15 protein-coding genes and 2 pseudogenes are annotated in these 23,027 nt (G+C 68.1%); 6 read left to right on the forward strand and 11 right to left on the reverse strand.

Features of this window, described 5'->3' with window-relative positions; translation table 11 throughout:
- Nucleotides 1–102: 102 nt before the first annotated feature.
- The 4 genes from OG361_RS02560 to OG361_RS02575 all read right to left on the reverse strand — a co-directional run bounded on the left by OG361_RS02560 (nucleotide 103) and on the right by OG361_RS02575 (nucleotide 5,196).
- Nucleotides 103–1,944: a glycoside hydrolase family 35 protein gene (locus tag OG361_RS02560; protein ID WP_405851622.1), complete on the reverse strand. Its 1,842-nt coding sequence runs from the start codon at nucleotides 1,942–1,944 to the stop codon at nucleotides 103–105.
- On the reverse strand, nucleotides 1,941–2,819 hold the full coding sequence (locus OG361_RS02565) for a carbohydrate ABC transporter permease (protein ID WP_405851623.1): 879 nt from the start codon (nucleotides 2,817–2,819) through the stop codon (nucleotides 1,941–1,943). Before OG361_RS02565 ends, OG361_RS02560 begins: the two co-directional genes overlap by 4 nt.
- A complete protein-coding gene (locus OG361_RS02570) occupies nucleotides 2,816–3,784 on the reverse strand; it encodes a carbohydrate ABC transporter permease (protein WP_405851624.1) in 969 nt (322 codons plus the stop codon). Before OG361_RS02570 ends, OG361_RS02565 begins: the two co-directional genes overlap by 4 nt.
- Before the next feature lie 113 nt (nucleotides 3,785–3,897).
- Nucleotides 3,898–5,196 (reverse strand): ABC transporter substrate-binding protein, encoded by a 1,299-nt coding sequence (locus OG361_RS02575; RefSeq protein ID WP_405851625.1) that lies wholly within the window; start codon nucleotides 5,194–5,196, stop codon nucleotides 3,898–3,900.
- A 231-nt stretch (nucleotides 5,197–5,427) separates the two neighbouring features.
- Here OG361_RS02575 and OG361_RS02580 point away from each other — a divergent pair, with 231 nt between their 5' ends.
- Nucleotides 5,428–6,462, forward strand: a complete 1,035-nt coding sequence (locus OG361_RS02580; protein ID WP_405851626.1) for a LacI family DNA-binding transcriptional regulator — start codon at nucleotides 5,428–5,430, stop codon at nucleotides 6,460–6,462.
- 77 nt (nucleotides 6,463–6,539) lie between these two features.
- Here the strand turns inward: OG361_RS02580 and OG361_RS02585 are convergent, their stop codons facing one another.
- The 6 genes and pseudogenes from OG361_RS02585 to OG361_RS02610 form a co-directional block, all read right to left on the reverse strand.
- Nucleotides 6,540–7,055 (reverse strand): ATP-binding protein, encoded by a 516-nt coding sequence (locus OG361_RS02585; protein ID WP_405851627.1) that lies wholly within the window; start codon nucleotides 7,053–7,055, stop codon nucleotides 6,540–6,542.
- Between the two features lie 219 nt (nucleotides 7,056–7,274).
- A pseudogene (locus tag OG361_RS02590) lies at nucleotides 7,275–7,607 on the reverse strand (hypothetical protein); the annotation flags it as partial.
- A gap of 273 nt (nucleotides 7,608–7,880) precedes the next feature.
- Nucleotides 7,881–9,141, reverse strand: a pseudogene (locus tag OG361_RS02595) (ISAzo13 family transposase); the annotation flags it as partial.
- Between the two features lie 311 nt (nucleotides 9,142–9,452).
- Nucleotides 9,453–12,131, reverse strand: a complete 2,679-nt coding sequence (locus OG361_RS02600) for a SpoIIE family protein phosphatase (protein WP_405851628.1) — start codon at nucleotides 12,129–12,131, stop codon at nucleotides 9,453–9,455.
- 433 nt (nucleotides 12,132–12,564) lie between these two features.
- A complete protein-coding gene (locus OG361_RS02605) occupies nucleotides 12,565–12,747 on the reverse strand; it encodes a hypothetical protein (protein WP_405851629.1) in 183 nt (60 codons plus the stop codon).
- A gap of 346 nt (nucleotides 12,748–13,093) precedes the next feature.
- Entirely contained in the window at nucleotides 13,094–13,558 is a 465-nt protein-coding gene (locus OG361_RS02610) for a lamin tail domain-containing protein (protein ID WP_405862022.1), read from the reverse strand.
- A gap of 60 nt (nucleotides 13,559–13,618) precedes the next feature.
- Between OG361_RS02610 and OG361_RS02615 the strand changes: the two genes are divergently transcribed.
- From OG361_RS02615 to OG361_RS02630, 4 genes are all read left to right on the forward strand, one after another.
- The gene (locus tag OG361_RS02615; protein WP_405851630.1) at nucleotides 13,619–14,299 is read left to right on the forward strand and encodes a hypothetical protein; all 681 of its coding nucleotides are present in this window, start codon (nucleotides 13,619–13,621) and stop codon (nucleotides 14,297–14,299) included.
- A gap of 88 nt (nucleotides 14,300–14,387) precedes the next feature.
- Nucleotides 14,388–15,044, forward strand: coding sequence for a hypothetical protein (locus OG361_RS02620; protein WP_405851631.1), 657 nt, complete (start codon nucleotides 14,388–14,390; stop codon nucleotides 15,042–15,044).
- An 860-nt stretch (nucleotides 15,045–15,904) separates the two neighbouring features.
- A complete protein-coding gene (locus OG361_RS02625) occupies nucleotides 15,905–17,575 on the forward strand; it encodes a sigma-70 family RNA polymerase sigma factor (protein ID WP_405851632.1) in 1,671 nt (556 codons plus the stop codon).
- A 77-nt stretch (nucleotides 17,576–17,652) separates the two neighbouring features.
- Nucleotides 17,653–19,083 (forward strand): LAETG motif-containing sortase-dependent surface protein, encoded by a 1,431-nt coding sequence (locus tag OG361_RS02630; RefSeq protein ID WP_405851633.1) that lies wholly within the window; start codon nucleotides 17,653–17,655, stop codon nucleotides 19,081–19,083.
- A gap of 601 nt (nucleotides 19,084–19,684) precedes the next feature.
- Here OG361_RS02630 and OG361_RS02635 read toward each other — a convergent pair.
- On the reverse strand, nucleotides 19,685–20,548 hold the full coding sequence (locus OG361_RS02635) for a hypothetical protein (protein ID WP_405851634.1): 864 nt from the start codon (nucleotides 20,546–20,548) through the stop codon (nucleotides 19,685–19,687).
- 875 nt (nucleotides 20,549–21,423) lie between these two features.
- Between OG361_RS02635 and OG361_RS02640 the strand changes: the two genes are divergently transcribed.
- Nucleotides 21,424–22,629: a hypothetical protein gene (locus tag OG361_RS02640; protein ID WP_405851635.1), complete on the forward strand. Its 1,206-nt coding sequence runs from the start codon at nucleotides 21,424–21,426 to the stop codon at nucleotides 22,627–22,629.
- Nucleotides 22,630–23,027 lie beyond the last annotated feature (398 nt).

The following is a 23,027-nucleotide window of genomic DNA, read 5'->3' on the forward strand; positions in this document are numbered from 1 at the left end:
GGCCGAGGGGGTGTGGCGCTCGGGGTGGGCGGTTCGCGGCGCTCGGACGCTCTGGCCCAGGGGCGTGTGTGCGGCCGTTCGGCTGCGGGGTCGGTGAGGTGATCAGGCGAAGGTCTCGATGTACTCTTCGCGCGGCCCGAGGTCGGGTGCGTCGAGGAGGTCGACACGCTGACCGAAGTGATCGAGCTCCAGGATGGTCAGGACGTTGTCCCCCGGACGCAGCAAGGGTCGGGGAACGTAGAGCGTCGTCTGGGGGCCGACGTCCCAGTAGCGGCCGAGCAGGGTGTCGTTGACCCAGACGAAGCCCTTGCCGAAGCCCGGCAGGCTCAGGAAGGTGTCGGCCGGCTCCTCGACCCGCAGTCGCGCGGTGGCGATGCCGCGGCCGTCGGCGGGTTCGGCTGCCGTGGCGGCGCGTGCGAGGTCGCCGGCGGTCCACTCGTCGAGCGGCAGGGGGCGCATGGACCATCCGTGGACGAGGCGCCGCTCGACGCGGATTCCGCCGAGGATGCCTTTGCCCTGGCCGAGCAGCGGACCGTAGTTGACGCGTCCCTGGTTCTCCACGAGCAGGTCGAGCTGTATCGCCGCGCCCGTTCCGGTGACGGTGAACGACGCGGTCGGCCGGTCCAGGACGGTGACGAGGGTGCCGTCGACGAAGACCTGGGCACGGTCGTGGAGAGCGGTGACCGTCACCTCGTGGGGACCGGGAGGGATGACCGGGTGCGCGGTGTAGAGCACGAGGCCGGAGGACTGCCCCAGCTCCTCGAAGCTCAGCGGGCTGGAGGTGTGCAGGGGGGTCGACACCGATCTCAGCGCGCCCAGCAGGCCGGCCCCGTGTCGCACGGAGACAGTGGTGGGCTTGAGCAGCGGGGGGTCGTCCGGCGGTGGGGGTAGGGGCCGGGTACGGTGCGGCGTGAGCATGTCGCGCAGTGCGTGGAACTTGGTGGTCAGCGCTCCGTGTTCGGCGATGGGGGCATCGGAGTCGTAGCTGGTGATGGTGGGCTGGAGGTTCGTGCCGTCGTGGTTGGCGCCGGCCCACAGTCCGAAGTTGGTGCCGCCGTGGGCCATGTAGAGGCTGACCGATCCGCCGTGGGCGAGGATGTCCTTGACGTCGTCGGCGGCGCTGTGCTCGGACCGCACGTTGTGCCGCTCGCCCCAGTGGTCGAACCAGCCGTTCCAGAATTCCGCGCACAGGAAAGGCTCGCCGGCGCGGCGCGCGCGCAGCAGCGCGGCTGCCTGGTCGGGGCGTGAGCCGAAGGTGGCCGCGGCGAGTGTGCCGGGAAGGGTGCCGCCGTCGAGCATCAGCGGGGTGGGGCCGTCCGCGGTGAACAGCAGCTCGGAGATGCCGCGTGCGACCAGGGCGTCGCGGAGCCAGCGCAAGTAGACGCGGTCGTCGCCGTAGCTGCCGTACTCGTTCTCGATCTGCACGGCTACGACGGATCCGCCGAGTGCCGCCTGGCGGGCGGCGATGAGCGGGATCAGTACGTCGAACCAGCGGCCCACCTCGTTGAGGAAGTCCCGGTGGCTGCTCCTGGGGCGCATGCCGGGCCGGCCGGTCAGCCACGCGGGCAGACCGCCGTTGTCCCATTCGGCGCAGATGTACGGGCCCGGGCGGACGATGACGTCCAGGCCGGCCTCCTCGGCGAGGCGGAGGAACCGCGGCAGGTCGCGCCAGCCGTCGAAGCGGATGTCGCCGCGTCGGCGTTCGTGGAAGTTCCACGGCACGTAGGTGTCGACGGTGTTGAGCCCGAGAGAGGCGACGCGCTGGAGGCGGTCTGCCCACTGCTCTGGGTGGACGCGGAAGTAGTGCAGGGAGCCGGCCAGGATCCGGTGCGGCTGCCCCAGACGCAGGAAGCGGCCGTCGGTCCAGGTCAGTGTGGGGCCCGTTGTCGTGGCTTCGCGCGGAGGGTCGGGCACCACGGTTCCGGTGAGGGCGGGAGAGGTCATTTGACGGCTCCGGCGGTCATGCCCGCGCGCCAGAACCGCTGGAGCGCGAGGAAGGCGATCAGGAGCGGGGCGATGGACACCAGCGATCCGATGACGACGAGCGGCGGGGGCACCGCGACGTGGCTGGCGTTCCAGGCGACGAGGCCGACCGTGACGGGCTGCAGCTGGTCGTCGCCCAGGACCATGGCGGGCAGGAGGTAGTTGTTCCAGATCTCGACGAACTGGAACAGGAAGATCGTGACCAGGGCGGGCAGCATCATCCGTACCGCGATCGTGCGGAAGATGCGGAACTCGCCCGCGCCGTCGAGGCGGCCGGCTTCGAGGACCTCGTCGGGCACGCTCTGTTCGGCGAACACCCTGGCGAGGTAGACGCCGAAGGGGCTGACGACGCTCGGCAGCAGGACCGCCAGAGGGTTGTCGATCAGGTGGACGCCCGAGAACATCAGGTACAGCGGCAGCGTGAACAGCACCTTGGGCACGAGGACGGCTGCCAGGACCAGGGAGAACAGCATCCCGCGGCCGGGAAAGTCGTACTTGGCCAGCGCGTAGCCGGTGAGGGCGGAGAGGATCGTGCCGACCAGCGCGCCGACGCCGCAGTACAGGACGCTGTTGAGCATCCAACGCCAGAAGATGCCGTCGTTCTGACTGCTGAGCCGGGCGACGTTCTCGAACAGGCCGAAGCCGTCGAACCACAGGCCGCTGCCGCTGAACTGCTCTCCGAAGGGTTTGGTCGCCGAGACCAGCAGCCACCACAGCGGGAAGAGGAAGTAGAACGCGGACAGCCCCAGCAGGGCGAGCACGGTGACGCGGCTGGTGGGGCTCGTCTCGCGCCGCGGTGTGATCCGGGCGGCGGGGGTGGGGATCACGGTGGTCATGCGTGGTCTCCTCGGCGGGTCAGCTTGAAGAAGATGAGCGACACCACACCCACGGCGACGGCGAGCAGGACCGACTGGGCCGCGGCGTAGGGGTAGTTGCCGGCCGCGACCGCGCTCTGTGCCGACATCAGAGGGGTGAACGCAGAGGAGATCGAACCGCCTGAGACCGGTTGCAGGACGGCCGGCTCGTTGTACAGCTGAGCCGACCCGATGATCGAGAACACCGTGGTCAGCACCAGCGCGCCCCGCACGGAGGGGATCTTGACGCTCCAGGCGATCCGCAGCGCGGAGGCCCCGTCCATCCGGGCGGCTTCCAGGACTTCGGCGGGGATGGACTGGAGGGCCGCGTAGATGATGATCATGTTGTAGCCGGCCCAACTCCAGGTGACGATGTTGGCCACGGACCACAGCACGATGTCGTCGTCGAAGAAGGGGATGGTGACGGCGAGCGGTTCGAGCAGCCGGTTGAGCGGGCTGGACGTCGATGAGTACATGAACGACCACACGAGTGCGGCACTGACACCGGGAATCGCGTAGGGGACGAAGCTCGTCAGGCGGAAGAAGCCCCGGCCTCGCGCGGACTCGGAGTCGATGAGTAGGGCCAGCGCGAGAGCGAGCGCCAGCATGAGAGGTACTTGTACGACGCCGAAGAGGGCGACGCGGCCGAGCGAGGCCGTGAACGAGCCGTCGTGCAGGGCCCGTGTGTAGTTGTCCAGGGGCGCGAAGACCTCTATGGGCGCGGTCAGGCCCAGGCCGGAGCGGCGGATGGTGAAGAGGCTGCTGTAGGCCGCGTACAGGATCGGAGCGATGTACATGGCGACGAACAGAACGACGAAGGGGGCGCAGAAGAGCAGCGGGCCGAGCCGTCGCGGGCGCGCGGGGGGCGTTTCACGCGTGTGGCGGGACAGGGCGCTGGCTGCCGGGTGCCGTGCGGGGGCGCGGTGCGCGGCGGGGGCATGGGTCACGAGCGTTCCTCACTGTGGCCGTCGCCGGAGCGGTGGCGGGAATCCTGGCGATGCTCGGGCGGGTAGGGGGCGACCGCCGGGCGGGGCGTGGGCACCCGCCCGGCGGGCCTGCTCTACGGGGCGACTGCCAGGCCCTGCTTGCGCATTTCGGCCACGGTGGCGGTCTGCGCGTCGCTCAGTGCCTGCGCGATGCTGCCCTTGCCGGTCCATGCCTTGCCGAGGCCGTCGTTGAGATCCGCGACCGTGGAGGTCATCAGCGGGCCCCAGGTCCACTCCGGGTCGACGTCAGGCGTGGCGGCGGCGAAGACCTCGTAGATCTGCTGCCCGCCGAAGTAGGGGTCGGCCTTCAGCTGCGGCAGATGGAGCAGATCGTTCGCGGCCGGGTAGAGCGACGCCTTCTCGATCAGCGTGCCGAACGCCTTCTTGTCGGTACCCAGCCAGTGGGCGAACTCCCATGCCGCCGCCGTGTTCTTGCAGCCCTTGAGGACTGCGGTGGCGGACCCGCCGGCGTTGCCGACCTTCTTGTCGCCCTTCTGCCACTGCGGCATGGGGGCGACGGCCCACTGCCCGGCCCCCTCCTTGGCACCGCCCTTGATGACGCCCGCCTGCCACACCGCTCCGACGACCGTGGCGATGCTGCCGTTGCCCAGACCGGTGTACCAGGCCTGGTCGTACATGGGGGCTCCGCTGATCAGGCCGTCGTCGGCGAGGCCCTGCCAGTAGTCGGCGACCTTCTTGTTCTCCGCGGAGGCCATGCTGACCTTCCAGGAGTCGTTGTCGACGCCGAACCAGTCGGCGCCGGCCTGCCAGGCGAGCCCGGCGTAGTCGTAGTCGAGGTAGGGCGAGGAGATGAACCGCTTGGGGTCGGAAGCATGGATCTTCTTGCCCGCCGCGCGGTATTCCGCCCAGGTGGCCGGGGGCTTGAGGCCGAGGGAGTCGAAGAGCTTCTTGTTGTAGAAGAGGGCCATCGGGCCGGTGTCCACCGGGGCTCCGTAGACGGCGCTGCCGAGGGTCACGGCGTTCCAGGCGGCGGACTGGTAGTCCCGCTTGGCGGAGGCGGCGTGGTTCGACACGTTCTCCAGTGCGCCCTGGGCGGCGAAGCTGGGCATCGTCTCGTATCCCACCTGTGCCAGGCAGGGGGCGTTCCCGGCCTTCACGGCGTTCAGCATCTTCTGATAGCCGCCCTTCGCGCCGGGCTGCACCGTCTGGTACGTGACCTCGATGTTCGGGTGGCTGGCGTTGAACGCCTTGACGGCGTCCTCGTAACCCGGGGCCCAGCCCCAGAATGTTATCGATGCCTTACCGCCGGATGCCGAGCCGGAGCCTGAGCCCGATCCGGAACAGCCGGTGGCCGCGAGGGCGAGAGTGAGAGCACCCGCCATTCCCACAAAACGGATGAAACTACGCTTCACAGCTCCTCCTGAGTGTCGCGTCAGGACAACTGGAACGTCCTGCACGGGGCCGCATGTCCGGCAAGACACCGTCGGCGCGATGCGTCCGCCGTGTGTCGATGGCCGAAACTATGACAGAGAATGTTATCGATGCCAATGGCTGTTACCAATTAGCGTCCTGCCGGTATAACTGCATGTGAGCGCCGTGTTCGGCGATACCATCGAGCGGGTTGATCACGAGGAAGGGGCCTCATGGGGAAGCGCGGTGACACCAACACCGGGGCGCGCCCGCCTGGCATGGCGGATGTCGCGCGCGCCGCCGGCGTGTCCGCGCAGACCGTCTCGCGCGCACTTGCCGGACATCCGAACGTGCAGGAGAAGACCCGCGCGAAGGTGCTGGCCGCGGTCGACCAGCTCGGCTACCGGCGGAACAACGCCGCCCGGATGCTCTCCTCGGGCCGCAGCCGGACCATCGGCATCGTGACCCTCCAGACGAACTTCTACTCCAGGGCCACCGTCACCTGCGGCGTCGAGAACGCCGCCCGTGAGGCGGGCTACGCCGTCAGCACCGCCACCACCACCTCGCTGGACACCTTCGCCATCGAGAACGCGCTCTCCCGGCTCGCCGACCAGGACGTGGAAGGCATCATCCTGTCGGTGCCCCTCATCCACTCCAGCAGCCGGATCGAGCAGCTCACCCGCTCCACACCCACCGTCACCATCGACGGCTCACGCACCGACGCGACCGAGATCCTCGCCATCGACCAGGCCCAGGCCGCCCGCATCGCCACCCAGCACCTGCTGGACCTCGGACACGAGACGGTCTGGCACATCGCCGGGCCGGCGGAGTGGCTCGAATCGGCCCAGCGCCGCGACGGCTGGCAGTCCGCCCTAGAAGCCGCAGGCCGCGCCGTGCCGCCACCGCTGGAAGGCGACTGGTCACCAGGCTCCGGCTACCGCAACGGACTCGTCCTCGCCCGGATCCCCGACGTCACCGCCATCTTCGTAGCGAGCGACGAAATGGCATTCGGGGTGATCAGGGCACTCCACGAAGCCGGACGGCGTGTCCCGGACGACATCTCCGTCGTCGGATTCGACGACATCGAACTCACCGAGTACTGCTCGCCCTCCCTCACCACCATCGCCCAGCCGTTCCAGCACATGGGCGCCCTCGCGGTGACCCACCTGCTCCGCCGGATCGAGGCGCCCGGCCCTCTTCCCGAGCCGCACTCCGTCGAGCCGCGCCTCGTCGTCCGTGCCAGCACGACAACGGCGCCCGGCCGCTGACCGACGCCGTCTCAGAAGATGCCGCGCCATGCACGCCGGTCGGTTGAGGACCGCGCCGGGAGGTTTCCTCGCTCCGCTCACAGCACCGCCCAATAGGTGGCACCGTGGTCCCCTCGGCTACAGCCGTGCGCGACTGCCAGCAGAGCGACGATGCCGAGGCCGCGGCCGTGTTCGTCGTCGGCGCAGCTGACGGTCCAGGCGCCGTCCCGCTCGGCGGGACCGCCGTCGTCGACCTCGATGCGCACGGGGACGCCCGGGGCCGGAGGGCCAAGGCGCAGGGCGATCGAGGGCAAGGCGTGCTCAACGGCGTTGGTGACGAGTTCGGAGACGACGAGCAGCGCCTGGTCGATGATGTCCACCCCCACGCCCCATTCGATGAGGACAGCGGTGGTGATACGTCGGGCGGTGCCGGCTGATTCTGGATGGTGTGCGAGCTCCCAGACAGTGTCCGACCGCCCGGGGGGCTGGGCGAGGGGCCGGCAGGGCGGCTCGTCAGCGAGGCGCGGCTCCGTAGAGGCGATGATCTCGGCGCCTGCCGTACGGTCCCCGGCATGGTCGAGGACTCCGGTGGCGATGGCGGCGATGGCGTTCATAGAGGGCTCCTCCGGCAATTCCCGACTGAGATCCTTTTCGCCCCCCCCTGCTTCCCCTCCATGAGGCCCGCGAATGAAGATCGAATGGTCACCGATAAGGTCACGGCGAGGTCACGGAACGCCCCGGTCGTACGGAATCAACAAGTACAAGAGCACGTAGTCGGGCGCGGGACGCAGGCCTGCTGGCACTTCTTTGTCGAGCTTGGCGAGGAACTTCCTGAACTCAGCGGCCCCGTGGCGGCGGTGGAGGGAGCCGATGACTTTGCCGGTTGCCACCTCCAGAGCGGCGAAGAGGGTGCCGGCTCGCCCTCGGACCCTCACACCCTCTCCAGCCCTCGGGTTCCCTGCCCGCATCAGCGCGATCGTCCTCCCCTCGCGTGGCACCAGGACCTTCTCCGGTGGGTCGAGGTAACGGCCCACCACGGACCCGCTGTTCATCGACAAGGCCCGCGACGCGCGGAAGTAGTCGTGGCTGCGTCGTTCGGGGACTCCGGGCATCATCGGCAGGACCGGCTGGGACCGGTCCAGGACCTGGATCTGCGACGGTTTTCCTGGACAAGGCGGGACTTGCCGACGCCAGGGGCTTCACGAATGGTGCCGCTCTTCCCTCGTAAGGTGAGTGAGGGTTGTGGCCGTGCCCGGTGGTAGCACACCGGTGGCGCGGATCTCACGGGACCAATCCGTCGTGGCGAGGTCGGTCGAGCACCACCACGCTGCTGTCCTCGACGGCCCTGCCCGTCGACGACCACTCCCGCGTCGCCTACAGCGATCCAGAACCCTGCGAGCTGACTTGGTCTCCTTGGCGCTGCTGCTGGTGAGGAATACGGCGACGTCCACGGGTGTGCGGAACCTGGCTGTCGAGGGTGGGATGGTGTGGCCGTTCTCCGCGAGGAGGGGCCGGACTTGGTGAACGGCCCTGGTCATGGTGTGGGCGTTAACTCCGAAGAGCTGGGCGATCAGGTCTCGGGTTCCGAGTTTGCGCAGGTAGAGCACAGTGGCCAGGACTCTGTCGGGGATGGTCAGCTTGTCCTTGGCGCCGGCTCCGCGAGCACGGACGCGTTCGCCTCCTCGTTGCTGGGACCGCCAGTGTTCACGTATCTCATCGAGTTTCCGGGACAGCTCGTCGACGAGCTCGTCCAGCACCTGCTCCGTCATGCTGGTCAGTTCCGGACTACGCAGACCGCCGGCGCAGGACTGCGGTGGCAGGCCCTCAGCTGCCCCGGGTCCTTGGTCGCCCCGGCCGAGTCGTGCCGTTGTGGGTGGAGGGTGTACTTCCAGTCGCTGTGGAAGCGGTGCCGCTGCATGGGCAGGGCGTCGATGTCGCTGTCGGTGACCTTGATGCCGGTGTCGTAGGTGCCAGGGTCGAGTTCCGCGTGGACTCTAAGTCCGGTGTGGGCGGTGGTTGCCTTGATGCTGTTCACGATGACGTCGTAGCTGTTCAGTGGCCTGCCTCTCCAGTTCATTGAGATGTGGGAGAACAGCCGGTGCTCGATCTTGTCCACCTCGAGGTGCCCGGCGGCATGTGGCAGACCGTGATCTTCAAGCCTGTCTCGGCAGCCAGGGTGGCGAGTTCGTTCTTCCAAGCGCGGGTGCGGTATCCGTTGGAGCCGCCCGCGTCCGCGGTGATCAGCAACCGGGCGGCCTGAGGGCAGTCGTGACTGCCACGGGCCTGTCACCAGCGACGGATCGAGGCAACGGCGAACGCGGCCGTGTCATGATCGGTGACGACGTTGACCCAGCCGGTGTTCGCGGCAACGTCGTAGATCCCATACGGGATCGCCTTGCCAGGTCCCTGCCGGTCAGGGAAGTGGGTCTTGACCTGGGTAGGCCGTCCTTTCCGATGCCACTCGCGGCCTCCGTTCTTGTACCGGCCAACCAGATCCTTCTTCTTGGTGTCCACGCTGATCACCGGGTCGCCTGCACCCATATGCTCCTTGGCCCGGTCGTTGATGTAGCGGAACTGGGCATCCCGGTCGGGATGCTGCCTGCCTTCGAGGGTTCTGGCGTTGGCCTGGAGACTGAACCCCTCCTCCCGCAGCAGGTCGGCGACGGTATCCGCCGAGAGGCGGTGGCCCTGCCCGGTGAGCCCTGCGACATAGCCGGCTGACCAGGCCACGGTGCGCTCGATGATGCAACGGTGGCGACCCAGCCCCTGCGGGGACTCCACACCTTTGCGGGCGAGGCCGCCGCAGGCAGATGAGCGCGTATCCCAGGGTGAGGGCGGGATGTCGGCTCGCCCACGGCAGCGAGGGTCCGAGGACGGAGAAGGAGCCGGATCGACTGTTTCTCGCTGTGCGGCCCGGCCGCCCGCTCCGTCCTCGGAGAGGGGCAGTGACTCGTCGCCAGGTGGCCTCTGATTCCGGTGACGCAACCGGATCGCCGGGCGCTGTCCGGCGGTCAGATGTCGACGGTGAGGAAGAGATCCGGGTCGAGGGGTGCTCCTGTGGTCAACTCTGCCCAGATGACCTTGTTGGTAGGCCCGAAGCGTTTGCCCCAGCGGCCCGCGAACTGGGCGACCAGGAAGAGTCCACGACCGCCCTCGTCCTGGACTTCGGCGTATCGCAGGTGCGGGGATGTGCTGCTGCCGTCTGTGACCTCGCATATGAGGGTGGGCTCGTCGTACAGCAGGCGGACACGGATGGGTTCGGAGCCGTACCGTATGGCATTGGTCAGGAGTTCGCTGAGGATCAGCTCGGCGGCGAATGTCTCTCCGGTCGGCATCCACGACTCCAGTTGGGCCGCCACCTCCCTGCGTACCGGCGCTACGGCCGACGGCTCCTGGGGTACATCCCATTCAACGACGTGTGAAGGATCGATCCGGTTCACCCGGGCCACGAGCAGCGCGATGTCATCGCCCGAATTCTTGGGTGCCACTTCTTCGATGACCTTGGCGCAGATGGCGTCCGGGCTCCCGGTGCTACGGACTAGGGTGCGACGCAGCAACGCCAAACCGTCGTCCGGGTCGCGACCCCTGCCGCTGATCAGGCCATCGGTGAACAGGACCAGGGCGCTGTCGGCGGGCAGGGTGAACTCGACGGTTTCATAGGGCAGCAGGCCTCCCAGGCCCAGGACAGGTCCGCTGGGTGCCGCGAGGAACTCCACGGTGCCGTCGGGCTTTACCAGGGCCGGTCCGGGTTGACCGGCGGAGGCCATCGTGAGGATGCCGGACACCTGGTCGTAGACGGCGTAGAGACAACGCGCACCGACGATCGTGACGTCGTGACGCGGCTCAGGGGCGGTCGTGTCCTCTACGTCGACCGGCGCCTCACGAGCCTCAGGTGTCCGGTACGGTATCGCGGATTCGTCGTGCTCGATGACAGAGACGAGGTCGTCGAGGCGGGCGAGCAGTTCGTCGGGCGGGAGGTCGAGAGAGGAGAAGTTGCGTACCGCAGTCCGCAGCCGTCCCATGGTGGCTGCGGCGTGCAGCCCGTGGCCGACCACGTCACCCACGACGAGGGCGACTCGCGCCCCTGGCAGTGGCATGACGTCGTACCAGTCTCCCGCAGCCCCGGTATGGGCGGGCAGATAGCGGCGCGCGACTTCGAGGGCGCTCGGTCGCGGCAGGGTCCGAGGCAGCAGACTTCGTTGCAGGGTGACAGTAAGACCGTGTTGCCATGTGTAGCGGCGGGCGTTGTCGATACAGAGGGCGGCGCGGACCGCCAGCTCCTCGGCAAGGGTCACGTCCTCTTTGTCGTACGGCTCGGTGCCCGCTGCGCGCCAGAAGGTGACCACTCCGAGGATGCGCCGACCAGCCCGCAACTGGGCCGTAATGACCGAGTGCATGCCGTAGGCGCGGACTTCCCTGGCCTTGTCGGGGTCCTCAGTCTCCCACGAGGGCCCTTCGTCCATGACGGCCCCGACCATGGGGCGCCGCGAGTGGATCTGCCATCCCTGAGTGGTGGAGGGGACAAATGTCGTGCGGGCCCCGGGGAGACGTAGGGGATGATCGGGCCGGATGGCAGCGATGGCTACCCGCTGCATTTGGATCCGTCCCTCAACCGGTTCGTCTCCGTGCAGGACGGGCTCGGCGAGATCGACGGTCGCGAAGTCCGCGAAGCGGGGCACGGTCAGTGCCGTCAGCTCTTCGGCCGTGCGCACCACGTCGAGTGTCGTTCCCAGGTACACGCCGGCGTCGTAGAGCAGGCGCAGCCGGCGATGCGCGGCCTCCGCCTGGCCGGTGACCCTCGCAAGTTCGGTGGTGTCTCGCAGGGTCACCACCGTGCCGTACCGGCGTCGGCTGCTGGCGGTGGTGCGCACGTTCACCGCCAGCACCCTGCCCCTGACAGTGTGCACCTGGTCGCTTGCCGGACGGCCGGAGGCGAGCAGTTCGGTGATCCCCGGCGGCAGGCCCAGTTCGGTCACCGCTTGCGACGTCCGGTGGGCGGGGAGTCCCAGCAGATCGGTGGCCTCGTCGTTGGCCAGCGTGACCTGGCCGTCGGGCCCGATGATGAGCACGCCCTCGCGGACCGAGTGCAGCACCGCATCGTGGTGCTCGTACATCTGTGTCATCGCCGCCGGGCCCAGGCCGTGTGTCTGGCGGCGTAGCCGCCTGCCGATCAGGCCCGTCACCGTAGCCGACAACGCCAGGGCGCCTGCCGCCGCGCCGAGCAACGGCGCCAGTTGCCGGTTCACACTCTGGTTGACCTTTGCTACGGGATAGCCGACCAGCACGGCTCCCACGACTGATCCATCCGCTCGCAGAACGGGGGCGGAAGTGGCGACGACAGAACCCACGGAGCCGGTGAACGTACTGGTGGCGGTGCCCCCGGCGAGCGCTTCTCGCAGGTCCGGGTTGATCACGTCGAAGTGGCCGACGAGCTGCCGCTCCGGGTGGGTGATCCGGGTACCTTCATTGTCATATATGACGATGTACGCGACGCCGGCGCTGCGACGGATCTGTGTGGCCACGGGCTGGAGGGCGGCGGTCGGATAGCTGCTCTGCAGCCCGAGCGCGATCGACGGGGAATACTCGAGCGTCTGCGCCACGGCGAGCGTACGGGCGCGGGCGCTCGCGATCTCCGACTGTTCGGTCTGCCGCACCAACACCAGGATGGCTGCCCCTACCAGCAGGACCACGAGGACAAGTTGCGACAGCAGGACTTGTGTCGCAACGCTACGCCTGCCGGCCCAAGACTGGAGCGCTCGCGGCACGCGCCTCAGTTGGCCGGCGACGGATGACATCGCTCTGCGGATAGGCTTCGAATGGGATATACCACCCATGAGGGTATTATCGCCTGATAGACGAGAAGGCGCCGCTCATCCTTCCCCTCGGCCGACCTGGCGACAGGCCCGGAAAGTGATACCGGGATCGTCGGGCTCAACGATCCCGGGGAGCGAGCCGCCCTCCCGCAAGGGCGTGACGTAGCGAGTAGCTGTCACTTTGCGAGATCATCTGCGGCCACTAACCCCCACCCGCGGTAGGGGGCGGCCCGCCCCACCGATGACACGGCCCGGCCATCTCCTCCCGGCAGGACAGAGAGGCCCCATCACGGAGTGGCCGCAGGTACGGTCACTCCGCGTCTTTCGTCTCTCTGCGCGTGACCTCGGCATCGGCGTGCTCCAGGGCCCTGCAGAAGGGGCACAGGAGTTGCTCGTCGCCGTCCTGGCCGGCCGTATCCGTCCCGTACGCACCCGGAGGCTCGACGCGAACTCCGGAGACGTACTCATCGTGTTGACGCGGACGCTTCTTCATGGTGAGCCAACCGCAACCTCCGCGGGCCAGGTGCGGGCCGTTGCGTTTACCAGCAGGAAAGAGACATTCACGCCCCTTGGAACCAGAAGGGTCACGATATGACCACAGAGAGTGTCCGAAGTTGCTCGCCGCCTTCTCCGCCTCCCTGGCTCCCCGCCGCGCAAGCCGGCTCATCCTCCTGGGCGTCGTACGCTCCCCCACACCCGGGATCGCCCCATACGTGAAGCCGGACGAACCGGGCGAGCACGCGCGTGTGCGCCGGGCAGGTCAGCCTGCTCGGCGCACAGCTCGAATGGCCTGCCGACAGCGGTGGACGGGCGGACAGCAGGTCACCGGCAGGGCTGGGTCAGCGGCGGTGGCGGTGGCCCCAGGACTCGGTGTCGACGGTGCGGCCGCGGTCGTCGCGGAGGGTCGCGGTGTCGGAGCGGTTGTCCCAGACGTAGTTGCGGCGGTCCTGGAACAGGTCGGTGCGGGTGTCGCGGCCCTCACCGGTGTGGATACGGATCGTGGAGCGGCCGGCGAGACGGACGTCGTTGAAGTGGTAGCGGTGGCCGTCCTCGTCCTGCAGGGTCCAGCCGTCGAGGTTGACCGCGTGACGGGTGTTGTTGGTGATCTCGACCCACTGGGCGTTCAGCGACCGGTTGGAGCGGTTGCGCGTCCGGGGCCGTACCCGCGACGGCTCAGTTTGACGTTTCACCAGCTCACAGCATGAGCGTCCGCCCGCTCCAGACCCCAGCCCCTCACCAGGCACAACCCGGCGGCCCGGGCGCCCCGCGAGGGATAGGCCGGTCTGGCCCCAGCGGTAGGCCATGCGGGAGAGGACGGGCGTGTCCTCTCCGGGCGGGTCGTCGGTGCGGGCCAAGCTCGGGCCATGAAACCCACTCGTATGCGCGCGGCCGCGCTCTCCACCGTGGCGGCCGCGGTACTGGCGGTCACGGGCGCCGGCCCGGCCGAGGCCCAGGCTCAGACTCAGACTCAGACTCAGACTCAGACTCAGACTCAGGCCAGGCCCGTCACACGGGCCGCAGTACCTCCCGCGGACCACAACTGCATCGGTCCCGACGGGACCAACCTCAACACCTTCCTCGGCATCAGCGAGCGGATCATGGGTCCGCCGGGCTGCCGCGAGGCCTTCGTGGGCGAGCAGTGGTACCGCTCCTTCCCCTCCTGGGGCACGGCCGCCGACGGCGACGACGCCCGCTATCCCCGCGGCTACACGCCCGCCCGCTTCGACCCGATGGACGACTTCGTCTCGAAGTTCCAGGGGGTCCGGGTCGTCAGCGACATCGGCACGGACCGGGAGCAGAGCCGGACCTTCGGTCCGGAGACCCTCCGCCGGATCGCCCCCTTCGAAGGGCTCCCCTTCGCCTCCTTCGCCGCGGGCCCGCTCCCCACGCTCCCGGCCGGCCGGCATACGTCGACGGTCTTCATGCGGCTGAGCGCGGAGCACTGCGACGGACTGAGCCGGCGGCGCGCGGTCAGCTGCCTGCCCGGAGGCGAGTCCCTCTACACGGGCCCGACGCCCGTCACGTTCTTCCTCAGGAACGCCTGACCGAAGCGTGGGGCCGGGGCGCGGACGGTGCACCCCGGCAAAAGGCGGGCCCTACCTCCCGCTCGACTGGCCCCGCAACGCTGGGCATGTGAAGGTCAACCAGCACCGCGCCGTGACCGGCCGGGTCAAGACCCTCCCGGTCAACCCGGCTGCACGGCGCTGTCCGGCGCCGTCGACTGGATCACGCGCACAAGACCGCCCTCAGTCTGGTCCTCGCGACGAAGACCTCAAGATCCGCAATATGAGCAAGGCCCCGGAGGCCGACCCCGGGCTGGCCGGGGCCGCACGGCGTCTGGAACAAGCCGGGTTCGATGTGGACGTACGCGTGGGTGACGGTGCGGGTGGGACGCCGGACGGCGGGACGCATGACCGGCTGATCGCCTGCGGGCATTTCGCGCTGACCGTCGCCGAGGACACGCATGGCGCGACGGGCCGGCTGCAGGGGCTCTCGTTGTTCGTGGGCGACCGCCACACCACTGCGGCGTCCCCGGTGCCGCCGCCCCATCGCCCTCGCCGGCGGCGGACCGGCAGCCCACGGACGAGGAACTGTTCGCCGATCTCGACGCCGGACATCTGCTGTTCGCGCTACGCGTCTCCCACCCCCCACATCGTGGTGAGTGTCGACCGGTCCGGCACCGGGGGCACGGGTGAACGTGCGGGACACGTGCGGACGTACCGCGCACGCCGGGACGTCTCCGCCATCGAGTTCGCGATGCGTCCCGGGCGTACCACGCCGAGTCCGTGACATTGCACGTCTGTCGCCAGTGGTCTGCCGACAGCGGTTGCCCCCCTCGACGCATCGTCACGACTCGCTGCAGAGAAGCGAGTTGTTCCATCGTCGACAGTGTCGGAGCCGTCGCGGCTCTGCTCGAGAACCCTGCGTGTGACTCTTGTTTTACCGGTCAAGAAGAGCGTAGGTTTCTTCCCGTCAGCAGTCCCGAGAACCGGACCACTGCTGGGCAGGGCATGAACCATTCGTCAGACCCCCCACAGGTGCGTCACGTTCCCACGACTGGCCTCCAGCCAGCGCACGCCTACGCGCCGACTGGTAAAGCCACCCGCACCGGCGCGACTGTTCGCTTTCCGTTGCCATGCTTTCGAGAACGCGCGCAGCGCATACGCACCTTCCTCTCTCCTCGTCATTTCTGTGTCCCATACGTGGGCCGCCGACGGCGTTTCCGGTGGTGATGGTCAAGGTGCGGGAGCGAATGGTCTACGCGAGGCGGCCGCCTTCGACGACCTGACACGGTTTTCCCTTACTCCGGGAGCCGCACACGAAGCGGCAGCCCGTCCGAGGTGGTGGCGGTCAGGGCTGTGCCTGAGCGCAGTCGGAGCGTCCACGGTCAACGGCGACCACCAAACTGCAGAGCTGCAACGGCGGGACCGGCCAGCAGTGGACGCGCGGCTTATTCCACCTGCCACTCGGGCGCAACAGTGACAGGACACGCAGGGTCTTTCGGTGGCTCGGGAGCGGTTCGAACCGAGTCGTACCGGGAGACCCTGGTCTCGTCATACCTGCCTGAGGGCGCTCCCAAAGAGCCGATGTTTGGACCGGCCCGAACAGGATGGTTTTCTCCGCACATGGCAAGAGCACACTCGAGGCGTGTGGTCCCCCGGCCCTTAGCGGCTCACGAGGACATTGCCGCCGCGCTCCCCGACGCCGAACTGGGTTCACTGGTACGCGCGACGGGTGACGCGTCCGCACTGTCCGAGCTGTATACGCGTCACCAGCCGGCGGTGCTGGCCTACGCCCGTACGTTCGTCCGCGATCCGCACACCGCCGAGGACCTGGCCTCCGAGGCGTTCGCCCGCACCATCCGTGCCGTGCGGGCCGGCAAGGGGCCCGAGGCCGCCTGGCGCCCGTACCTCCTCTCCGTGGTCAGACACACCGCCGCGGACTGGGCGGACTCGGCTCGACGCACCGAACTGATCGAGGACTTCGAGCGATGGTTCGACGCGTGGGGCGGTGCCGTCGGCAACAGCACGGATGAGGCCGATACCCAGAGCAGCGAGACCCGGATGCTCGAACTGGAGGACCGCAGCATGATCCTTCGGGCCTTCCGCTCACTGCCCGATCGCTGGCAAGCGGCCCTCTGGCACAGCGTGGTCGAGGGTGACACGACGGCCCGTACCGGGGCCCTGCTCGGGGTCTCGCCCAGTGGGGTCGCCTCGCTCACCGCCCGAGCCCGTGAAGGGCTGCGCGAGGCGTACCTCAGCGCGCATGCCGAGAGCAGCAGTCGCAGCGAGGGCTGCCGTCGCTACAGCGCACTGCTCGGGGCTGCGATTCGCCGGCCCGGAGGGCGAGAGCACCGTCTGCTGAAACGCCATCTGGACAGCTGCGCACACTGCCGGCACGCCGTCGTCGAGCTGACCGACCTCAATCAGCGTCTGCGAGCCGTGCTTCCCGCCGCTCTGCTGCTGTGGGGCGGCCCCGCCTACCTCGCCGGCCGCTTCACGGACGTGGCCGCGGGCGCAGCCAGGGGCACAGGAGACAGCGGGGGAGAAACGGCAGGGAGGGGGGCCGCCTCTGCGGCGAAGGCTTGGGGAGCGGTGGCCGTCTCCGGCCTCGCTCTCGGGAGCCTGCTGTTCCTTCAGCACGATGACGCGCCCACTTCCACCCAGCCGCAGGCAGTGGACGCCCCCACTTCCGCCCCGCCGCAGGCAGTGGAGGGGGAACGAACTCCCAGCGCAACCACCCCAACGACAACCGCCCCACCTGACCCGCTCGACGCACGGAAGAGCGGAATTCCGCTGGCCGAACCGACGAAGTCCGCCGGGCCCGCCTCGTGGTCCCCGGTGGCTGACGACCGCACCCGGCTCCGCCTGGCCGCGACCGGCCAGTGCGTCGAGATTCCGGACGGCCGGGATGCTATCGGCGTCCAGGCCAGAGAGGCACCGTGCGACGGCGGGCCGAATCAGCAGTGGGACCTGCTGCGCCCGGACCGAAGCAACCGGGTGCAGCTGCGGAACGTCGGCACGGGCAAGTGTTTGGCCAACTCCGCTTCGGAGGAGGACGGTTCGCCGGTCGTCCAGGCCGTATGCGTCCCCGAAGCAACCCGACAGCTATGGACCCTGTACGCCCCGGCCCGTTCCGGCGAGGCACGGTTCATCCAAGAGGGCGACACGATGTACCTGGGGCTGAGCGACTGGTGGAAGGCCGAGAAGGGCAGGCCACACGAGTCCGGCATTGGCACCAGTCACCACTACTACGGTTCGCCGTCGTTCGGCTTCGTCTACGACGGGGCCCTCTTCGACGAGAAGCCCCCGGCCGGGTAAAGGGTTGGCAAAGGTGCGGGACGGGTCCGGAGCTGCCGACTCTGTCACTACGAGTCCATCCGCAACCAAGGATCCCCATGCACAAGTACACCCGAACAAGCATCGCCTCCGGACTGACTGCAGGCGCCCTCCTGGGCGTCGTCTCCGCGACGAGCTCGGCGCATTCCGCGGAACCCACCGCTGAACAGCGGCGCGCCCTCGTGGTCGTCGTCAACTTCAAGGATGCCGAACACCCCGACACCGACCTCATCAAGGAGAACGCCAGGAGCCGCTACTTCAGCGGCAGCATGTCCCTCGCCGGCTACTACAGCAAGGTGTCGCAAGGCGCCTTCACATACGTCCCGGCAGTCACGGAGCAGGTCGTCGGTCCGTACGAACTGGACCTGCCGCAGAACCCGTGCAACGCGGGTGCCGTCAACGCGGCCACGCGCAAGGCCTTGCAAGAGGACGGCTTCGTCGAGGGCGACGACTACGACAGCCTGTCGATCATTCAGCCCGGGAGCAAAAGCAAGTGCGCCTGGTCCGGCCTGGGGTCGGTGCCAGGCCCCAACACCTGGATCAACCTGGGGGAGCACGACGAAGTGGGCGAGGCTCTGCTCATTCATGAGTTCGGCCACAACCAGGGCTTCGGCCACAGTGAGCGTGAGGTGTGCGCCGACGGCGACGTGAGCCGCTGCACCTCGGGCGGTGACAGCCGGATGACGCCCATGGGCGGTGGCGGCAGCGGAGTGGGCTTTTCCGCGCCCGAACTCATCAGCCGCGGCTGGCTCCCCGGCGGGCAGGCGGTGACGGTGGAGAAGTCGGCCACCTACAAGTTGAGCCCCCTGTACGGAGACGGCGGTGACGGGGTCCGCGCGCTCGACATACCGATGGGCGAGGACCGCCTCGTCATCGAATACCGTCGGCCGGATCCCGGGTACCGAAACCGCGCCGGCGTCCTCGACGCAGAAGCCGAAGGTGTGCACGCCTACCGGGTACCGGGCGGGAACTACAACCACGCCCGCCTCATTGTTCCCACCAGTGGTCGGAGCAGTGTCCGTGCCGACCCGATCAAGAGCCTGACCGACACCTTGAACAAGATCGAGGTGAAGGTCGGCGCATCCGGCAACGGGTCAGCCGTCGTGACCGTGAACCTGAACGGAGTGAAGGCCGACGCCGATACGCAGAAACTGACGGAGAAGGTGGATAGCCCTACCCCGCAGACCCAGTCGGGAGACGGCAAGCCGGCCTCCGAGGACGGAATCGACATCTCAGGCACCGGTGACCGATCGGCGGAGAATCCGAACGACACCGGCAGCGGTGCCGGCACCGACACCGACAGCGGTTCCGGCACCGGCACCGGCAACAGCAACAGCACCGACGCGACGGCGGAGGCTGGAACGCCCGACTTGGCCGAGACAGGAGCCGACACCACGACCCTTGTGCTGGCTGCCTCCGGCGCAGTGCTCGTCGTACTCGGCGGCCGACTGTTCCTGAGTAGGCGCCGGCGGGGACACGCCCGAACCTGACTCCGGGTACGGATCCCCGATCGGGCGACACCCCGACCGTGTAGAGCAGCGGGCCGCACGGAACTCTCCGTGCGGCCCGCACCGGAACCGGGCTTCGGCCTCCCACTTGCGACCCGGGCATCTGGGCCTCGGGTCCGGCATGACTTCCCCGCTTGTTGTCCATGGTCCGGGGGCGCCGGGCCCGGAGGCACCACCCCCAAGACCTGCGATCGGCAGGGGAAGAAGTTATGCCGACGGGACATCCAGCGGGCAGGGGTGGTTTCGCACAAGCGCACGGAAAACGCTGGGGTGCTCTCGGAGGGGGAAGTTCCGAGAGCACCCCAGCTGGGTCCCCCTATGCGCGGACACATAGGAGGAGGACTGATTCGTGCCGGTTCCGATCCCGCTTCTCGTCCTACGCGAAGCGGGAGATGATCAGCGTGACGCTGATCATCGCGCCCGTAGAGAGACTGGTTTCACCATGAGGCAACGCCGTTCAGAATCATGAGGTTGAGAGCCAGTTGGAGGGTGAGTACGCAGATGAGCGCAGCGGTCCCCCCGCCCCGGGGCCGGAGTTCGCCGGCCACCCCGGCCGGCACTTCGACTTTCCGGCTGACCGGATCTACTCAGTGATGGTCACGGCCGGATCACATGGAGCGGTGGGCTTGATGGTGCGAGTGGGCGTGGGCGTGGCCGACTCGTCGCCGGGGCTCTTGAAGCCGCCCATCATGGTCGTTCCGGTCGAGTCATGCACGCTCTTCAGCGCCCCAGGGCAGGCCGAGGACTTCTGGCGGAAGTCTCCCATGGACCCGGTCAGCGCACCGTTGTTCGCTGTGGGATTGCCGAACTTGACCTTGTAGTACGGCCAGGTGGTCGAGTTGCACGGCGGCATCTTCGGTCCCCTGTAGCGCTCTACCCAGGAGACATCCCAGGTAGAGATGTTCCGAGCTGCCGTACCGACGCTCCATTGGCCGACGACCGTCGACGCACCGGTTTCGGTGTCGATCACCCTGCCAGTCAGCTGGGTACCCGACTTCACGACCTGAAGCCGGTACGCGTGCCCGAGCGCACCCTTGATCGTGGTCTTGCACGAGACCCCGTTCGGGCTGCCGTCCGCGCCGCCGTGGCAATTGGGGTGGCTGGTGTGCGAGTCGGCCCGGAACGAGCTGAAGATGACCAGGAACTGCCGCACGCCCCGGGAGTCGTGGGGGACGGGCTGCATACCGATGTAACCGCCGTCACCACCGCCGATAAACTTGAACTGGTTCCCGAAATAGAACATCTTCTCCGGCTTTGCTGCATCGATCTGCTGATAGAAGCTCAGTTCGGTTACGCCGTTCTTTGCGCCAGGGATCGACCAAGCCATGGAGGGCGTGGAGGCGAGTGCCGCGTTCGTACTCCAGAACACCATCGCCGATCCGCCTGCAATGCCGACCGCACCTATGACTCCCATGAGCTTCCGGTTCCGACGTATGTGCTTTCCCACGGAGTTCGTCCTGTCCTGCCGGGTGCACGGCTCTGCCTGTGGCTGTAAGCCTTGCACGGTATGGGATCCAAGCCTCACGGAGTGAGGACGCGAGTCGCGGCGCTCAAGGCTTTCATGGCCCGCCAGAAAACGCGTGGCAGCGACCCTGAAGACCTTCGGGTACCCCGCAACTGCAACTGCAACGTAATTTCGCCTCGCCGAACGAGTCAACACTCTTAAGAAACACGTAAGGAAGCGATTACCCCCTGCTTCGATTCCCCTGCGACAAATCGACGGCGCGCCTGATAAATTGGAGTTTCCACCGGAACTCGGCCTCCGCTATCCGGATGGAATTCCTGTCCTCTGGTGGCGCCTTCTGGCGGCACCTGAAGTGCTCCCCGCGCCGTCGTGAAGGGAAATCGTGGATGACCCCCCAGCCTGATCCCGCCCCACTGTCCGACGGCTCACTGACCGCCCGCATCCGCCGTAGCCCTGGCTCGGATCGAAGTTCCGAATCCCCCAAGCGGGATGGCGAGGCGTCAGCCCGTGCTGAGCTCCGTCGGCGTCACGGCGCCGCCGTGCTTGCCTACGCGCGTCGGTACACTGACTCGCCGGACGCCGCGCAGGCCCTGGCCGCCGAAGCCTTCGGGCGTACCGTCGCCGCCGTGCGGGCTGACCAGGGGCCGGCCGGGTGGCGCACCCGACTTGCGGCGGCTGTTGAACACACTGCCTCGCACTGGAGCGGCGGCTCGCGACACACAGAACTGAATGCCGACGTGCGGCAGCGGTACGAACTTCTACGGCAGGGTCCGCGACTCGACCCGGTCACGGCGGATCCGGGGGACCCCGGAACGGCCCCACATGGCTTCCTTACGCTTCCTGAGGAGTCCCAGTCCGTGCTCTGGCTGCGACTGGTCGATGAACAGTCGCCCCAGGAGGTCGCGGTCATCCTCGGAGTCTCCCCCGATGAAGTCACCCCCCTGACCGCCCGGGCGCTCACACTGCTCCAGGCCGCCTATCTGCGGGCGCACTCCGCCCGGCACCATGACGATGACTGCCGCCACTATGGCCGGCTGCTGGTCGAAGCCGCGCGCAACCCGGACCGCCCGATCCGCGGGCTGTGGCAGCACGTCGATACGTGCGTGTCCTGCGGGTCCTTCCTATGTGACCTGAGACGGATCGAATCCGCACCCGGTGAGCTGATCCGGACCTCCGTCATGCCCAGTGCGCTGGCCGGCGGAAAACTCGACTCCCACGGGATGTCCGCTTCCTTCGCTCGGAAGCCGGATGTCGGCCGGGTCCCTGGAGCAGCCGTAGTGAAGTCGCGAGGCCGGTGGAGCAGTTGGCGGACGATCGCAGGGTGCTCCATCACCGCGGCGGCGATCGCCACGGTTTGCGGGATGGTCCTGGTGCCCGACCAGCAGGTAGGAAACAACATCAACCGAAAGCCGAGCTCGCCGCCAACAGCCCTTCCTGAGTCAAAGGTTGCACGGACCCTCCACCCCACGGCTGATGCCTCAACAGTGGCCAAGGGAAGCGCATCGGCCTCACCTGTCCCCAAGGCGACCGCACCAGCCTCACCTCTTCCCAAGGCAACCGCACTGCCCTCCCCCAAAAGAATCCCGACCCAGGGAACCGTCAGCCCACTGACCTCGGCCGCCGCGAGTACCCCTTCGCCAGGCAAGTCCGCGGCGCCGACGGACGCCGGGCTGGTCAATGGTGGCGTCGAAACCGGTGCGATGGATCCTTGGCGCTCCTACAACTCTGCATGGCCCGAAGCATCGAGCCCCCGGACCGGCAGCTTCGCTCTGCGACTGGGCGCGCACCCGTCGGGGGCCGAACAGGACCTCGCGGTGGCTCCGAACACCACCTACCGGCTCAGCGGTTGGACCGTCGTCACAACGGAGGGTGACCTCGCCACCCTCGGGGTCAAGAACTACGGTGGGCCGGAGCTCCGCGACCCGGTCGGAGCAACCGAGTACACCTACCGCACGATCGAATTCACGACCGGCCCCGATGACTACCGGGCCACCGTTTACTGCTTCAAAGCCGCCGGCACCGAAGCCGCCTACTGCGACGACGTGACAGTCATGCGCCTGTGAGACCCGGGGACACCGAGCGGCTGGAACAGATCGGTTCCGGACCTCATCACAGGGTCGGCGTTCTGCAGTTCCCTCTGGTCCGCCATTGGGACCCAGCTGTTGATCAGCACTGGCGTGCGTGAACAAGGACATCATCGCGGCCAACCAGAACACCAAGGTGGGCAGCTGCCTCGCCTCGCGCCAGGGCACGGAACAACGCCTCCGGCGTCGATGTGGTCGTCAAGCCCCTCGCCCACGGATCCCGCGCGGGTGATCCTCAACAAGTACGCCACCGTCGCCACCACACGCAGGCAGCTCCCCCACCGTTGGCAAACACCAGAAGGCCAACTTCAAGGTCCTCCCCGGCTCATCCCGGAGCGCCACAGCAGCTGTCGGTTAGATACAGGCTCACTCCCCGG

Origin of the sequence: Streptomyces sp. NBC_00090 (assembly GCF_045160815.1) — a bacterium.
GTDB lineage: Bacteria > Actinomycetota > Actinomycetes > Streptomycetales > Streptomycetaceae > Streptomyces.